Consider the following 14,399-nt stretch of genomic DNA (forward strand, 5'->3'; position numbering starts at 1 on the left):
GCCGACGAGGCCGGCCGCCGCGACCGGGCCGACCGCGCCGGCAAGCGCGCAGGCGTGGCCGTGACGCCGCACCGCACCGCCTTCAACGGCGCCCGTGTGATGCGCATGGACCGCGCGCTGTCCGAGTCCCAGATCCGCACGCTGGCGGCCGACCTGATGGCCACCGATGCGTCGATCGAGTCGATCGAGCCCGACGTGCGCCTGCAGCCCCAGTTCGTGCCGAACGACACCTACTTCCCCAACCAGTGGCACTACTACGAGGCTGTCGCCGGCATCAACCTGCCGGCCGCCTGGGACCGGGCGACCGGCGCCGGCATCAAGGTGGCGGTGATCGACACCGGCTACCGGCCGCACGTGGATCTGGCCGCCAACATCCTGCCCGGCTACGACTTCATTCTCGATGTGACCACGGCCAATGACGGCACGGCCCGCGATGCCGACCCATCGGACCCGGGTGACTGGAGCGTGGCCGGTGCTTGCGGCACGGGGTCTGCGGCCTCCAACAGCAGCTGGCATGGCACGCACGTCGCAGGCACGATCGCCGCGGTGACGAACAGCGGCTCTGGCGTCGCTGGGGTGGCGTTCGGCGCCAAGGTGGTGCCGGTGCGGGTGCTGGGCCGCTGCGGCGGCTACACCTCGGACATCGCCGACGCGATCGTCTGGGCCTCGGGCGGTTCGGTCACTGGCGTGCCGGCCAATGCCAACGTCGCCCGCGTCATCAACATGTCGCTGGGCGGGCAGTCCGCCTGCGGCACGACGCTGCAGAGCGCGATCAACTCGGCCCGCGCGCGCAGCACGGTGGTCGTGGTCGCGGCGGGCAACTCCAATGCCAGCGCCTCGGCATTCTCCCCGGCGAACTGCGCCGGAGTCATCGCGGTGGGTGCAGTCACGCGCACGGGGGCGAAGGCGTCGTTCTCGAACTACGGCACGACGGTGGACATCTCCGCCCCGGGTGCGGACGGCATCCTGTCGACGCTGAACGCCGGCACCACCACGCCGGGCGCCGACAACTACGTCTACTACCAGGGCACCTCGATGGCCACGCCGCACGTGGCGGGCGTGGCGGCGCTGATGCTGTCGAAGAACGCGGCCCTCACGCCCGACCAGGTCGAGGCGATGATCAAGAGTTCGGCCAAGCCCTTCCCGGTGGTGTTCACCGGCGGTGGCGGCGCGGGCATCCTGGATGCGAAGAAGGCGGTGGACACGGCGATGGCGTCGCTGCCGACGGCTGTCGCCGAGGTCGAACCCAACGACACGTTCGCCGCGCCGCAAATCCTGGCGCCGGCGCATGCGGTGGTCAGCGGCACCATGGCCTCGGCGGCCGACAACGACTACTACGGCGTCTCTGTCGCTGCGGGCAAGACGCTGTCGGCCACGCTCAACATGACGGTCTCGACACAGAACTACCAGCTCTACCTGTACAACCCGTCGGGTGCGCTGGTGGCGAGCAGCGCCAACGCGGCGGGTCTGCCGGAAACGGTCAAGGTGGCCAACACCACGACCGCCGCGCAGCTCTACCGCGTGCGGGTGGCCTATGCCGCAGGCGGCACGGGCGCGACGGCCGGCAAGTACGTGCTGAACCTGCTGCAGCAGTGACGCGGTAGCCGTCCGCTACCGGCCACGTTCCGCTGCGATGTCGGCATCGCGCATCGGGAGGGTCGGCAGGCTGGGGAAGGGAAGCATCCCCGTCGGCGGTGCCGATGGGGTGGACGCGGCGTCCATGACCAGCCGGTGCTGGATGCGCGCATGGCTCAGCAGCCGCCCCATCGTGGCAGCGTCGAGCGGGTGCGACAGCAGGTGGCCCTGGAACTCGTCGCAGCCGTGGCGGCGCAGGAAATCGAGCTGGTCTTCGCGCTCGACCCCTTCCGCCACGACACGCAGCCCCAGCGTGTGCCCCAGACCGATGACGGCGGCGGCGACCTTGGCACCGTTGCCCTGCAGCGTGGCCAGGAACACCCGGTCGATCTTCAGCTCGTCCAGCGGCAGCCGGCTCAGCCGCGCCAGCGAAGAGTAGCCGCTGCCGAAATCGTCCACCGCGATGCGCACGCCCGCTGCCCGCAGCGCCTGCAGGCGCTGGCCGAGCCGTTCGACGTCGTGCATCAGTGCTGGCTCGGTCAGCTCCAGCGTGAGCGTGCCGCCAGGCAGGCCGTGGTCGACCAGCGTCTTGAGCACGCCGGCGACGAAATCGGGCTGGAGGATCTCCAGCCGCGAGACGTTGACCGCGATGCGCGGCACGTCCAGTCCCTGGTCGCGCCAGCGACGGATCTGGTGGCAGGTGTTCTGCAGCACCCAGGTGCCGAGCCGGGTGATGAGCCCGGTGTCCTCGGCGAGTGCGATGAACTCGACCGGCTCGATCCGCCCGAGGTCGCGGTCACGCCAGCGCAGCAGGGCCTCGGCACCCGTGAGTGCACCGGTGTGCAGATCGGCCTGCGGCTGGAAATGCAGCTCGAACCCCGACTGCGCCAGTGCCCGGCGCAGCGCCCCTTCCAGCTGCAGCCGGCGCATCGCCCCGCGGCCCAGGGCCGAGCCGTAGACGACGCAGCCGTTGCGCCCCTGGCGCCGCGCCTCGTGCCGGGCGAGCGTGGCGTGCCGGATCAGCACCTCGGTCTGGTGGCCGTCGTGCGGGAACACGGCCACCCCTGCGTGGCCACCCACGACGATGCGGTGGTCGCCCAGATCGACCGGGTCGTCGAGCCGCTGCAGGAGTTCGCAGGCCAGGGCCTGGGCGTCGGCAGACCGTGCCAAGGGCGAGACGATCACCGCCAGCCCGTCGTCGCAGCGGGTCAGCTGGGCCCGCAGCCGACCGGCATGGCGCGCCTCGATGGCCACCAGTGCCACCTGCAGCCGGTGTTCGATCGCCTGCTGGAGCGGCGCACGCAGGTCGGCACCGAGCGTGAGCACGACCTCGTCGAAGCGTTCCAGACCCAGCAGCACCAGCGCGCCAACCTCGGCGCTGGCACTGGCCTGCAGCAGCAGGCGGCTCAGCGGGGCGTGCAGCGTCGCGGCAATGTCCTCGGTGGCCGCTGGGCCGGAACGCAGCCGGCCCAGGTGGCTGACGACGCGGACCAGCTCGTCCGGATGGGCGCTGGCGCGAACCAGCGACACCGCACCGGCGTCGAGCGCGCGGTGGCGCAGCAGCGTGGTGTCGTCGCCAGGGTGCGGGGACAGCCAGGCCACCATCGGCGGTCCGGCGGTCGGGGCCTCGGGCCGTGCGGTGGATGGCGGGCCGTTGGCGCTGCGCGGCGGACCGAACTCCCGCACCACGACGTGGGCCGGGGCCTGTCCGTGTTCCCCTGGCAGCACCGGCTGCAGCCCGCGGTCCAGCAAGGCACCTGCCAGCATCGCCCGCCAATGGCGGCTGACCTCCAGCAGCACCCGTGTCGGCGGGGAGGCGCCGCCGTGCACGCCATCCAGGACGGGCAGCGCATTGCGGTACGCCGTCGGTCCGCTGGCGGAGGGCAGGGAGGAGGAAACCATGCCACCTTATCGGAGTGGCGCGGGCGGGCTTGATCCCCGCCCGGGGTCGCCCTGCGACGTGTCGCGTGCGGGGCCCTACAATCCAACGCTTTGTCTCATCTGACAACCCTGTCCTTCCCCGTCGAGGAGTTCGAACGTGTTCATTTCCAATGCCTACGCACAGACCGCAGGCGCCGCAGCCGGCGGCATGTCGTCCCTGACGCAGATGCTGCCGCTGGTGCTGATGTTCGTGGTCCTGTACTTCATCATGATCCGCCCCCAGATGAAGAAGCAGAAGGAGCACAAGGCCATGATCGACGCGCTGGGCAAGGGTGACGAAGTGGTCACCGGCGGCGGTCTGCTGGGCCGCATCACCAAGGTGGGCGAGCAGTACGTCACGGTCGAGATCGCCGGCAACGTCGAAGTGCAGCTCCAGCGCAGTGCGGTGGTCCAGGTCCTGCCCAAGGGCACGATCAAATAATTCAGAGAACGCGCCTGTCCAAGGCCGGTCAGCACGATGAATCGCTATCCCTGGTGGAAGTACCTGGTCCTCGGCATCGCCGTGGTGGTGGGCCTGTTGTATACCCTGCCCAACTTCTTCGGCGAGGCGCCGGCCGTTCAGGTCTCCAGCGCCCGTGCCACGGTCAAGATCGACTCGGGCATGGTTCCGCGCGTGGAGCAGGCCGTCAAGGCGGCCGGGCTCCAGCCGGACTTCGTCCAGCTCGAAGGGCTGTCGGTGCGGGCCCGTCTGGCGGACACCGACGCGCAGCTCAAGGCGCGTGACGCGATCGTCAAGGCGCTCAACCCCGATCCGGCCGACCCGTCGTACATCGTCGCGCTGAACCTGGTGTCGCGTTCGCCGCGGTGGCTGACCGGCCTGCATGCGCTGCCGATGTACCTGGGTCTGGACCTGCGCGGCGGTGTGCACTTCCTGATGCAGGTCGACATGGCGGCGGCGCTGACCAAGAAGACCGAATCGCTGACCGGCGACGTGCGCACGCTGCTGCGCGACAAGTCGATCCGCCACAGCGGCATCAACCGCAGCGGCGACAGCATCGAAGTCCGCCTGCGCGACCGCGAGTCCCTCGACAAGGCGCGCCTGGCGCTGACCGAAGCCCAGACCGACGTGGCCTGGACCGAGGGCACCGACCCGACCGAATTCAAGCTGACCGGCCGCATCAAGCCCGAGGCGGTGCGCAACGTCGGCCAGCAGGCGCTGACGCAGAACATCAACACGCTGCACAACCGGATCAACGAGCTGGGCGTGTCCGAGCCGGTGATCCAGCAGCAGGGCACCGACCGGGTGGTCGTGCAGCTGCCCGGCGTGCAGGACGTGGCCAAGGCCAAGGACATCATCGGCCGCACGGCGACGCTCGAAGTGCGCATGGTCGACGACAGCGCCGAGGCGCAGGCCGCGCTGAGCGGTGGCGGCCCGGTGCCGTTCGGGACCGAGAAGTACACCGAGCGCGGCGGTCTGCCCCTCATCCTGAAGCGCCAGGTGGTGCTGACCGGCGAGAACCTCACCGATGCGCAGGCCGGCTTCGACGACAACCACCAGCCCGCCGTCCACCTGACGCTCGACGCCCGCGGCTCGCGCATCTTCCGTGACGTCACACGCGAGAGCATCGGCAAGCGCATGGCCATCCTGCTGTTCGAGAAGGGCAAGGGCGAGGTCGTGACCGCGCCGGTGATCCGCTCGGAAATCGGTGGTGGCCGCGTGCAGATCTCGGGCTCGATGACGCCGATGGAGTCGGCCGACACGGCGCTGCTGCTGCGCGCCGGCTCGCTGGCCGCGCCGATGGAGATCATCGAGGAGCGCCTGATCGGCCCGAGCCTGGGCGCCGAGAACATCGCCAAGGGCTTCGACAGCGTGCTGTACGGCTTCATCGCCATCGCCTGCTTCATGTGCGCCTACTACCTGCTCTTCGGCGTGTTCTCGACGCTGTCGCTGGCCGTGAACCTGCTGCTGCTGGTGGCGATCCTGTCGATGATGCAGGCCACCCTCACGCTGCCGGGCATCGCCGCCATCGCGCTGGTGCTGGGCATGGCGATCGACGCCAACGTGCTGATCAACGAGCGTGTGCGCGAGGAACTGCGCAACGGCACCTCGGCCCAGATGGCCATCAACCTCGGCTACGAGCGCGCCTTCGCGACCATCCTGGACTCGAACGTGACGACGCTGATCGCGGGCATCGCGCTGCTGGCCTTCGGCTCCGGCCCGGTGCGCGGCTTCGCGGTGGTGCACTGCCTGGGCATCCTGACCTCGATGTTCTCGGCCGTGTTCTTCTCGCGCGGGCTGGTGAACTTCTGGTACGGCAGCAAGAAGAAGCTGCAGGGTGTCTCGATCGGGCAGGTCTGGAAACCGGCCGCCCAGCCGGGGTCCGCACCGACCTCGACCACCATCACGACCCCCAAGGCCTGACAGGAGCCCGCCATGGAATTCTTCCGTATCCGGCGCGACATCCCGTTCATGCGGCATGCGCTGGTCTTCAATGCCATTTCCTTCCTGACCTTCGCGCTGGCGGTGTTCTTCCTGTTCACCCGCGGGCTGCACCTGTCGATCGAGTTCACGGGCGGCACGGTCATCGAGACCGAATACGCCCAGAGTGCCGACATCGCCAAGGTGCGCGCGACCGTCGAGGCGATGCACTTCGGCGAAGTGCAGGTGCAGAAGTTCGGCACCTCGCGCGATGTGCTGATCCGCCTGCCGCTGCGCGGTGACGTGAAGCAGTCGGAGGTGGTCGGGCGCGTCTATGCGCAGCTCTGCGCGGCCGAAGGCGGCCTGCTCAAGCCAGTGCAGACGACGACCCCCAAGGGCGAGACGATCAGCCGCCAGGCCTGCGAGGTCGGTTCCGGCACCACGGCGACCGAGCCGCTCAGGCTCACCCGCAGCGAGTTCGTCGGCCCGCAGGTCGGCAAGGAACTCGCCGAGGATGGCCTGAAGGCGCTGGCCTTCGTGGTCGCCGGCATCATGATCTATCTGGCGATCCGGTTCGAGTGGAAGTTCGCGGTCGCGGCGATCATCGCCAACCTGCACGACGTGATCATCATCCTGGGCTTCTTCGCCTTCTTCCAGTGGGAGTTCTCGCTGTCGGTGCTGGCGGCGGTGCTGGCGGTGCTGGGCTACTCGGTCAACGAGTCGGTGGTGATCTTCGACCGGATCCGCGAGGCTTTCCGCAAGTTCCGCAAGATGACGACGCCCGAGGTGATCGACCACGCGATCACCTCGACCATGAGCCGCACGATCATCACGCACGGCTCGACGCAGATGATGGTGCTGTCGATGCTGCTGTTCGGCGGCCCGACGCTGCACTACTTCGCACTGGCGCTGACGATCGGCATCCTGTTCGGCATCTACTCGTCGGTGTTCGTGGCCGCGGCCATCGCCATGTGGCTGGGTGTCAAGCGCGAAGATCTGATCAGCCATGTCCGCAAGGGCCAAGATCCGAACGATCCGAATTCAGGCGCAGTCGTCTGATGCCGGGCCCGTATTCGGCTGGTGTAGAGTAGGCGGTTCTTTCATCTTCTGATCCGTTCGCACGGACTCCGGCTCGATACCCATGGCCTCCGCTGCTGCCCCGTCTTCGGTACTTGCTGCGCAGGCTCGTCGCCTCTACTGCGACCAGGTGTCTCGCAGCCTGAACCGCACGGTGCGCACGGTCATCGACCGGCTGCGCGAGCAGTGCACGCAGGTCGGTCCGCCCGACCTCATGCTCAAGCGGCGCGACCTGCTGGTCGATCTGCCGCGTCAGGCCGGCAGTTGGCAGCAGTTGTTCATCGCGCAGCTGGCCACGGTCCTGGCTGGTCGTCCGAGTCCCGCGCACGGTTCCCGACCTGCGGCCACCCAGGTGGGTGATCTGGCGCTGGTCGATGATTCGACGATCGATCTGGAGATCCTGGTGTCGCGCATGGCCCTGGCCATGATGGACAAGGCGAGCTGGGAGTTCTCCGACCTGCGCTACCGCATGTCGGCGCTGGACCGCCGCGACGAGATGGATCCGCAGGACATCCTCCGTCCGCACGCACTGGCCCGCGCGGCCGTGGACAGCTGGCGCACCGCAGGGCTGTCGGTCGAACATTGGCGTCTGGTGCAGACGCTGCTGCACGAGGAATTTGCCGGGCTGGTCCATGAGGCCTACCACGAGACCAACCGCTGGCTGATCGGCCAAGGCGTGTGTCCGGAGGTGAACCTGCGCCAGTTCATCCGGCGCAGCCGGGATGCCGGACCTCCGCCGGCTGCGTCCGCAGCGGGTGGCGGTGGAGGATCCGGTGGGCGGAGCAGCGGGAGTGGCGCGGCCACCGCCGGTGCACCGGTGGCTGCTTCCGGCGAGCGTTTTCCCTCGCCGCCGAGTCTGCAGGCACGCGCCGGTGCCGCCTCCGGCGCTGCAGGCTACCAGGGCATGACATCCGAGAATGCCCACCAGTACGCGCCCACCGTGGTGGCCGGGCTGGGTCGATCCGCTTCGGACAACGCAGGTGCCTGGCGCTCCGGACGTGGTGCGGCGGACGCGGCCGGTGGTGGCGACGCCGGCCCGACCGGCCGTGGTGATGTGCAGGAAGAGACCCGCATGATGACGCGCTCGCCCGGCCTGCTGCGCAGCATCGAGCAGGCCGAAGCCGTGCTCGGGCGGCTGAATCGGCTGGTGTCTCGGCAGGTGCCTGACTTCTACAGCTCGACCATCGCCCAGCCGCACCCGCCTGCATCGCCGGGACTGCGGGCGGCGATCAACGAGGTGCAGGCCGCTGTGCAGCACCGCTTCGACCCCGGGCCGGATGCGCAGGGCAACGTGCCGGTGCTGTCGCAATCGGTGGCCGTCAGCACGCCGGGCCTGCTGCAGGAGTTGCAGGCGCGCAAGGCCGCCCTCAAGCAGGCCGCGACCACACCGGTCGAGCGCGCCACGATCGAGGTGGTCGCGCTGATGTTCCAGAGCCTGCTGACCGAGGAGCGCATTCCGGCCTCGGTGCGGGTGTGGTTCGCGCGGCTGCAGATGCCGGTGCTGCGTGTGGCCATCGCCGAGCCGGACTTCTTTGCCACCGTCGATCACCCGGCGCGCAAGCTGATCGACCGCATGGGCGCCTGCGTGATGGGTTTCGAAGCCGGCAGCGCGGGCGTGAACGAACCGATGGAGCGCGAGATCAAGCGTGTGGTGCAGGTGGTCGAGGCCTATCCCGACACCGGCCGGCGCGTGTTCCAGACCGTGCTGACCGAGTTCGAGCGCTTCCTGGAGGACTACTTCAAGTCCGCGCACCTCGCCGCGAGCAAGGGCGTGTCGCTGGCCCAGCAGATCGAGCAGCGCGAGACGCTGGCGATCCAGTACACGATCGAGCTGCGCAAGATGCTCAACGAGGTGCCGGTCCATGACGGCGTGCGCGAGTTCCTGTTCCATGTCTGGGCCGATGTGCTGGCGACGACCGCCGTCAAGGCCGGACAGGCCAGCGAGCCGACCAAGGCCATGCGCAAGGCCGCCGCCGACCTGATCTGGCTGGCGAGCGCCAAGGTCTCGCGCGAGGAACGCTCCGAGGCGATCCGCCGGCTGTCGCCGCTGCTGAAGAAGCTGCGCGAGGGCATGGTGTCGGCTGGTGTGCCGGTGCCACGGCAGGACGAGTACATCCAGGCGCTGAACAATGCCCTGCAGGCCGCGTTCTCGGCCCGCACGGCCGCCATTCCGACCGAGCGCCTCAACGAGCTGATGATGCAGCTGGAGACGCTGGAGGACATGCTGCCGGACGTGGACCACATCGAGATCGACGAGTCGATGGTGCGGGATCTCTCCGGCCACGAGACCACGGATCTGGAAGTGGTGGCCGAGGGGGGGTCGATGCCCACACCGGCGATGGTCGCCTGGTGCGGCAACCTGAGCGTGGGCAGCTGGTTCCGTCTGGATTACCGCGACACCGTTGCCAACGTCCAGCTCGCCTGGCAAGGCTCGCGCAAGCAGTTCAACCTGTTCGTGTCCCCGCAGGGGCGCGGCATCCTGTTCCAGAAACACCGCCTGGCGGCCTTCCTGCAAGCCGGGTTGCTGGTGCCGGTGGAAGAGGAATCGCTGACCGTGCGTGCCACGCGCGACGCACTGGCCAAGCTCGACGCCGATCCGGGGCGCCTGCTGCACTGATCCGTTGCTGGATCAGGTCGGAAGTCAGTGGATCAGCCGGTCCTCGGCATCGACGAACAGCTCGTCCAGAATCAGCGCATCGGGTTCTTCGCCGATGCTCCAGAACACCATCAGCACGATGATCTTCAGGTCTTCCAGCGCGAGTTCGCCGGTCGTGGCCATGGCGCGGTCGACGGCAATCTCCCGCATCGGCGCTGGCAGCACGCCCGCGGATTCGAGAAAGCTCAGGAAGGCGATCGATGCGGTGCCGAGGTGGTCCTGCTCTGCCGGGGTGTAGACGCGCAGGGACAGCGGGCTCTGGGCCTTGGCCTGGGATTCGGCCACCGTGGTCAGCCCGTCCAGCCAGCTCAGTGCATCCTCGATCTCGTCGCTCTCGAACCCCACCGAGGTGAGCTTGCGCGAGAGCTGGGCGTGCTCCGGACAGGCATCGGGCCGCCAATAGTTTTCGTAAAGATAAACGAGCACGTCGAACATGAATCCACTATACCTGAGCAGCCCCGGAATGGCGGGCGCCTGCGGGGTCGGTGCCGATGGCCTCCGTGCATGGAGTCACGCGCAGGCCTGACGCTGAAACAACGGGCCGGGCAATCGAACGACATGGCCGGAAAGCTCCAGTTCCAGCAGGCGGTGGTTCAGCTCCGATGTGGGCAGGCCGGTGCGGGCCTGCAGGGCATCCAGCGTGGTCGGTGTCCAGCCCATCGCGTCCAGCAGCGGGTCTTCCGGCGTGTCGTCCGACCGGGCCTGGACGGCGGCAGCCATGGGCGACCCCGCCGGCGCCTTCTCCTGGCCGGTGCTGACGGGCGCGCTGGTCCCCCAGTGCAGCTCGTCCAGGATGTCCTGCGTCGTCTCGACCAGCTTCGCGCCGCTCTTGATGAGCTGGTGGCAGCCTTTGACTTGCGGACTGTGGATCGAACCGGGGATGGCGAACACCTCGCGGTTCGATTCCATCGCCAGCCGCGCGGTGATCAGCGAGCCCGACTGCAGCGCTGCCTCGACGACCAGCGTGCCGCGGCCCAGGCCGGCGATCAGGCGGTTGCGCTGCGGAAAATGCGGCGCCAGCGGCGGCGTGCCGAGCACATGCTCGGACAGCATCAGACCTTCTGTGGCGATGCGCCCGGCCAGCGCATGGTGCTGGCGCGGATAGACCCGGTCCAGCCCTGTACCGACGATGGCGATCGTGCCGGACGGCCCGCTCAGCGCGCCTTCGTGCGCGGCGCCGTCGATGCCCTGCGCCAGCCCCGACACGACCACCATGCCGGCCTGGCTCAGTGCGGCGGAGAACTGGAAGGCGTTGTCGGCCCCCTGCGGTGTCGGATGGCGGCTGCCCACGACGGCCAGCGCGCCGATGCCCAGCAGCTCCAGCCGGCCTCGGGCGTGCAGCACCAGCGGCGGATCGGCCAGCTCCATCCAGGTGGAGGGATACACCGGATCACCGAGCACCAGCAGGTGGCAGCCTGGCTGCTGCAACCACTGCCCGGTGCGCGTCACCAGCGCGTCATGGCCTTCGGGTGGCCGGGCCAGTGCCTCGCAGACCTTGTGGCCGTCGAGCACCTCGCGCCAAGCCGCTGGCGAGGCCTCGAAGATTTCCCTCGGCCCGCCGAACGCCCGCAGCAGTCGCCGTGCGCGCTGGCGGCCGATGCCCGGGGTTTCGAGCAGCCGCAGCCAGGCGGCCAGTTCGTCATGGGCCGGCTCGGTGGCGTGGACGTCCGCCACGGTCACGGCGGCGTGAAGCGGTCGCCGGGACGCACGGCGGTTTCGGCGCTGAGGATCAGCGCATACGACACCCGGTCGAAGACCCGGAAGACAAAGAGCTGGCCATGGGCCTCGTCGGGCAGCTTGAGTGTTGCCTTCAGCGGATCGGCCCGGTCCTGCACCCGCTCGCCCGCACGCAGCACCGACAGCACATGGCCGCGCTCCACGCCATCGCGCTCGCCACGGTTGAGGGCCACGATCTGGTTCTGGCCGGCCGACAGCCCATCGCCATAGATCGAGATGATCTGGCCTTCGATCGGCGTGCTCGGCGCATGCGGAACGTAGTTGCGGTAGTCGTGGACCGGGGCCTGGGCGATGCGGTCGCCGATGCCGGCTTCCTGGCGCAGCGCGCTCAGCATGAAGGTGGCTGGCACGACCTCGGTGGCGCCCTTGGCATCCGTCCGTGTTTCGCCGGGACGCACGTATTCGGCGTTGCCGACGAACGCGGCTTCGTAGCCGAGGATCTCGCCACTGGATGGATCGAGCAGCGGCCTGGCCTCGCGGAAGATGCGCCAGTCGCGTGTGGCCGGCAAGTCGCCGCGCACATAGGCCGTGTCCCCGCGGCTGAGCAGCTCGCGTCCCTCACGGCCGGCGACGATGCGCGGTGCGCGGGCCAGTGCATCGCTGTCCAGCACCACGGCGTCGTTCAGGAACGGCTCGATCAGGTGCAGCGAGATGGAGACGATCGGCCCGAGGTTCGCATCTCCCGCCCGCACGTGTGGCGAGAGCTTGACCGTGCCGCCGTCGCCATCGCCGAATACCAGCCGTGCCCGACCGCCGCTCTTGACCAGCGTGAGCAGCTGGCCGGGGTAGATCAGGTGGGGATTGCGGATGTCCTGGAGGTTCATGCCCCACAGCTCCGGCCAGCGCCAGGGGCTGCGCAGGAACAGCTTCGAGATGTCCCACAGCGTGTCGCCGCGCTTGACCGTGTAGCGGTCGGGTGCGTTCGGCGCCAGCTCCGACAAGGGCACACCGGCTTCGGCGACTTTCTGCGCCGTGCCCCGCTGGGCGCCGGTGATTGGATAATCGGGGAATGCGTGGGCCGTCGGGATGGACAGGCCGAGCAAGGCGAGGGTCAGAAGGCTTGCCGCCCTGGCGCTTGCGCGCTGGACGGGAGCAAGCTTGCCGTGGCACAGGATCATGGAGCGCGTCTCCGTGCGCCGACCGGTCAGGCCTGCGCGAAACTCTTCAGTCAATCTCATAAATTCTGCCCCTAAACCCTTGATGCTGCAATGAAATCGGCCGTGGCGCCTGACACGGATGGTGCGCCCGCCGGCCGATGACCTTGTTCCCGAATCACAACTTTCACGCAGTGGCACTGCCCTGTGCCAACCCTCGCCATGAGCCTGCTGACCATACTTCGCTACCCCGATCCCCGCCTGAACAAGGTCGCCAAGCCTGTCGCGACCGTCGATGACCGGCTGCGCCGGCTGATCGACGACATGTTCGAGACGATGTACAAGTCCCGCGGCATCGGTCTGGCCGCCACGCAGGTCGATGTGCATGAGCGGCTGATTGTGATCGACGCCTCGGAGGACAAGTCCGACCAGCTCGTTCTGATCAATCCCGTCATCATCGCGCACAGCGAGGAACGTGTCGTCAGCGACGAAGGCTGTCTGTCGGTTCCCACCATCTACGACAAGGTCGAACGCTACGCCACCGTGGCTGTGCGGGCCATGAACCGGGATGGACAGACCTACGAGTTCGAGGCGGAAGGGCTGCTGGCGGTCTGCGTGCAGCACGAGATGGACCACCTGGTGGGCAAGGTCTTCGTCGAATACCTCTCGCCGCTCAAGCGCAACCGCATCCGCAGCAAGATGATCAAGCGTCTGCGCGAAGACGAGGACGAGGCATGACGGGCGCTGCGCTGCGCGTCGGTTTCGCGGGCACGCCCGAGTTCGCGGCCGAGGCGCTGGCGGCGATCCTGGCGGTTGGCCACACCGTGGCGCTGGTGTTGACGCAGCCCGACCGCCCGGCGGGCCGCGGCATGAAGCTGCAGCCGTCCGCGGTGAAGCAGGGTGCGCTGCAGCACGGCCTGCCGGTGGCGCAGCCGACCAGCCTGAAGCTCGACGGCCGCCATCCGGACGAGGCCGCTGCCGCCCGCGAGGTGCTGCAGGCGGCGCAGCTCGATGTGCTGGTGGTGGCCGCGTACGGGCTGATCCTGCCGCAGTGGGTGCTGGATCTGCCGCGCCTGGGCTGCCTGAACATCCATGGCTCGCTGCTGCCGCGCTGGCGCGGTGCGGCACCGATCCACCGTGCCATCGAGGCCGGGGATGCCGAGACCGGCATCACCATCATGCAGATGGATGCGGGCTTGGACACCGGCGACATGCTGCTGGTCGCGCCCGAGCCGATCTGCCCGGACGACACCACCGCTGCGCTGCACGACCGGCTCGCCACGCTCGGCGGCCGGCTGATCGTCGAGGCGCTGGCGTTGGCTGCAAGCGGGGGCCTGCACGCCACGCCGCAGCCCGCCGAAGGTGTCACCTATGCCCACAAGATCGACAAGCGCGAAGCAGCACTTGACTGGACGCGGTCCGCCGAGGTGCTGGCGCGGCGCATCCGGGCCTTCGATCCCTTTCCCGGCGCGAGCTTCAGCCGAGGCGGCGAGGTGGTGAAGGTCTGGCAGGCGAGCGCCGTGGACGGGCAGGGCGCACCGGGTGCCGTGCTGTCGGTCGAGGGAGACCGCATCGTCGTGGCCTGCGGCGCGGGAGCGCTGGCGTTGACCAGCCTGCAGCGGCCTGGCGGGCGGCGCCAGCCGGTGCGTGATTTTCTGCGGGGCTGTGCCATCGGTCCCGGCGAGCAGCTCGGCTGAAGGCCGCGCGGCTCAAGTCGCGCGGCGGGACGACGATAGCGCAGGGGACCACACCCCGAGTTCAGCCATGCGCCATCCCGTCCCTGCCATCGCCATCGCCCTGATCGCCGCCGGCTTGCTGGCGGGCTGCGACCAACTGGGCATCGAATCCGCCAGCGCTGTCCACGCCCACACCGAAGCCGAGGCCAAGGCGGTCGGCAGCGCCTGCCGCCATGCCATGCGTGCGATCGAGGACTGCTACACCCTCAATCCGAAGGCAGAGA

11 protein-coding genes and 1 pseudogene are annotated in these 14,399 nt (G+C 68.9%); 8 read left to right on the forward strand and 4 right to left on the reverse strand.

From position 1 onward, the window contains the following. Nucleotides 1-1,596, forward strand: a 1,596-nt coding sequence (locus AB3X43_RS00450; RefSeq protein ID WP_369427928.1) for a S8 family peptidase, incomplete at its 5' end; no start/stop codon positions are given. A gap of 15 nt (nt 1,597-1,611) precedes the next feature. On the opposite strand, the gene AB3X43_RS00455 is transcribed toward AB3X43_RS00450, so the two are convergent. Beyond that, nucleotides 1,612-3,477 carry a putative bifunctional diguanylate cyclase/phosphodiesterase gene (locus tag AB3X43_RS00455; protein WP_369427929.1) on the reverse strand — a complete coding sequence of 622 codons (1,866 nt, stop codon included), beginning with the start codon at nt 3,475-3,477 and terminating at the stop codon, nt 1,612-1,614. Nucleotides 3,478-3,613: 136 nt separating this feature from the next. Here AB3X43_RS00455 and yajC point away from each other — a divergent pair, with 136 nt between their 5' ends. From yajC to AB3X43_RS00475, 4 genes are all read left to right on the forward strand, one after another. Continuing rightward, nucleotides 3,614-3,937: a preprotein translocase subunit YajC gene (gene yajC, locus AB3X43_RS00460; RefSeq protein WP_369427930.1), complete on the forward strand. Its 324-nt coding sequence runs from the start codon at nt 3,614-3,616 to the stop codon at nt 3,935-3,937. A 36-nt stretch (nt 3,938-3,973) separates the two neighbouring features. Continuing rightward, complete coding sequence (gene secD / locus AB3X43_RS00465; RefSeq protein ID WP_369427931.1) at nt 3,974-5,878, forward strand: protein translocase subunit SecD; 1,905 nt, start codon at nt 3,974-3,976, stop codon at nt 5,876-5,878. Nucleotides 5,879-5,890: 12 nt separating this feature from the next. Next, complete coding sequence (secF, locus tag AB3X43_RS00470; RefSeq protein ID WP_369427932.1) at nt 5,891-6,934, forward strand: protein translocase subunit SecF; 1,044 nt, start codon at nt 5,891-5,893, stop codon at nt 6,932-6,934. Between the two features lie 82 nt (nt 6,935-7,016). Next, entirely contained in the window at nt 7,017-9,569 is a 2,553-nt protein-coding gene (locus AB3X43_RS00475; RefSeq protein WP_369427933.1) for a DUF1631 family protein, read from the forward strand. A gap of 24 nt (nt 9,570-9,593) precedes the next feature. On the opposite strand, the gene AB3X43_RS00480 is transcribed toward AB3X43_RS00475, so the two are convergent. The 3 genes from AB3X43_RS00480 to AB3X43_RS00490 form a co-directional block, all read right to left on the reverse strand. Beyond that, nucleotides 9,594-10,043, reverse strand: coding sequence for a Smg family protein (locus AB3X43_RS00480; RefSeq protein ID WP_369427934.1), 450 nt, complete (start codon nt 10,041-10,043; stop codon nt 9,594-9,596). Nucleotides 10,044-10,118: 75 nt separating this feature from the next. Beyond that, nucleotides 10,119-11,288: a DNA-processing protein DprA gene (dprA, locus tag AB3X43_RS00485; protein WP_369427935.1), complete on the reverse strand. Its 1,170-nt coding sequence runs from the start codon at nt 11,286-11,288 to the stop codon at nt 10,119-10,121. Then, complete coding sequence (locus tag AB3X43_RS00490) at nt 11,285-12,463, reverse strand: LysM peptidoglycan-binding domain-containing protein (RefSeq protein WP_369427936.1); 1,179 nt, start codon at nt 12,461-12,463, stop codon at nt 11,285-11,287. Before AB3X43_RS00490 ends, dprA begins: the two co-directional genes overlap by 4 nt. A gap of 198 nt (nt 12,464-12,661) precedes the next feature. Here AB3X43_RS00490 and def point away from each other — a divergent pair, with 198 nt between their 5' ends. The 3 genes and pseudogenes from def to AB3X43_RS00505 all read left to right on the forward strand — a co-directional run. Further along, entirely contained in the window at nt 12,662-13,177 is a 516-nt protein-coding gene (def, locus tag AB3X43_RS00495) for a peptide deformylase (RefSeq protein WP_369427937.1), read from the forward strand. Nucleotides 13,178-13,188: 11 nt separating this feature from the next. After that, nucleotides 13,189-14,136: a methionyl-tRNA formyltransferase gene (gene fmt / locus AB3X43_RS00500; RefSeq protein WP_369427938.1), complete on the forward strand. Its 948-nt coding sequence runs from the start codon at nt 13,189-13,191 to the stop codon at nt 14,134-14,136. A 67-nt stretch (nt 14,137-14,203) separates the two neighbouring features. Next, a pseudogene (locus tag AB3X43_RS00505) lies at nt 14,204-14,399 on the forward strand (hypothetical protein); the annotation flags it as partial.

This window comes from Sphaerotilus sp., from assembly GCF_041083715.1.
Classification (GTDB): domain Bacteria; phylum Pseudomonadota; class Gammaproteobacteria; order Burkholderiales; family Burkholderiaceae_C; genus Sphaerotilus.

Bases quoted from the DNA above. Each gene is read 5' to 3' on its own strand.
- AB3X43_RS00455 (WP_369427929.1), bottom strand. From the start codon at position 3,477: ATGGTTTCCTCCTCCCTGCCCTCCGCCAGCGGACCGACGGCGTACCGC.
- secD (WP_369427931.1), top strand. From the start codon at position 3,974: ATGAATCGCTATCCCTGGTGGAAGTACCTGGTCCTCGGCATCGCCGTG.
- secF (WP_369427932.1), top strand. From the start codon at position 5,891: ATGGAATTCTTCCGTATCCGGCGCGACATCCCGTTCATGCGGCATGCG.
- AB3X43_RS00475 (WP_369427933.1), top strand. From the start codon at position 7,017: ATGGCCTCCGCTGCTGCCCCGTCTTCGGTACTTGCTGCGCAGGCTCGT.
- AB3X43_RS00480 (WP_369427934.1), bottom strand. From the start codon at position 10,043: ATGTTCGACGTGCTCGTTTATCTTTACGAAAACTATTGGCGGCCCGAT.
- AB3X43_RS00490 (WP_369427936.1), bottom strand. From the start codon at position 12,463: ATGATCCTGTGCCACGGCAAGCTTGCTCCCGTCCAGCGCGCAAGCGCC.
- def (WP_369427937.1), top strand. From the start codon at position 12,662: ATGAGCCTGCTGACCATACTTCGCTACCCCGATCCCCGCCTGAACAAG.